This window comes from Candidatus Nitrosotalea sp. FS (assembly GCF_011319475.1).
GTDB lineage: Archaea > Thermoproteota > Nitrososphaeria > Nitrososphaerales > Nitrosopumilaceae > Nitrosotalea.
In genome coordinates, this window is the sequence record NZ_RCMC01000020.1 from 1165 (window position 1) to 2280 (window position 1116).

At 37.5% G+C, this 1116-nt stretch carries 1 protein-coding gene and 1 pseudogene; both read left to right on the forward strand.

Annotated features, from left to right (window positions below; all coding sequences use genetic code 11):
- Nucleotides 1-324, forward strand: a pseudogene (locus DYY66_RS13600) (alanine--glyoxylate aminotransferase family protein); the annotation flags it as partial.
- Between the two features lie 539 nt (nucleotides 325-863).
- Nucleotides 864-1116 (forward strand): FKBP-type peptidyl-prolyl cis-trans isomerase (locus DYY66_RS00885; protein ID WP_178085566.1); only part of this gene is annotated, 253 nt, incomplete at its 3' end.

The window sequence follows — 1116 nt, forward strand, 5'->3', positions numbered from 1 at the left end:
TTGTACAGTGGTTTGAGTACAATGGGATTATCACCATTTGCAAAAGAAGATGCACGCTCTACAGTTGTAATTGCACTAAATTATCTTCAAGGACTAGATGACAAGACATTCCGAGGAACACTCTCTGAGAAATTCAGAGTGCTAGTTGCCGGAGGATTTGGAGAACTAAAAGGCAAAGTGTTTAGAGTCGGATGCATGGGTGAAGTAAACAAGTATCACGTAATGAGAACACTCTCTGCAATAGAATCTACACTTGGCATGATGGGACACAAGACAAATCCAGAAGCACTCAAAGTTGCTGAAGAAAAACTAAAGGCTCTATAATTTCATGCAGAATCTTTCTGAATCAAAAGATAATTCATCTAGTTGATTATTTTAAGAAAAAATCACACTAAAATACGGCGTAGGACATATCATGTCATTGAGCATAGAGAAAGTTGAAAAGTTGTTCAAAAAAACCATCGAGTTTGATTCTAAAAGCCAATTATTACGCAAGCTAGGNATCACTCCTTGACATGGATTGACATACGAGGAAACAAAAAATTGCAAAAACTTTTTGCTTCCGCAGTTCCCCTCCGCTGAATTTTACGTATAGCACAAAAACAAGACTATCACATTATCATCAAAAAAGACGGCAAGTTTTATGTCGGATATTGCCTTGAAATTCCTCAAGCTAGAGGACAGGGAATTACCAAATCTGGTGCAATAAAGGACACTATCAAATCTATCAAAATTTGCAAGTCATATATTGAAAACAAAAAGAAAAATTTTGCCTCTAAACTGGTAACTGTTTCAGTTTGAGTCTGCCCAACCTGCCCAATAATTCTTTAACTTAATATTAGGAATTCAAAGGACCGATCACGTTGGCATTCACAAAAGGAACTTTAATTCTGGTGGACTATACTGCCAAGGTTAAGGATTCAAACGAAGTTTTTGAGACAACACGCGAAGCTGACGCTAAATCAAGTTCAATTCATGATAGTAACGTAAAGTATCAACCAAGACTAATTTCTGTTGGAGAATCATGGGTCCTCAAGGGCCTCGACGATGCACTTGCAAATACTAAAGCAGGTGACAAGCTCTCATTAGAAGTTCCTCCAGAGAAAGGATTTGGAA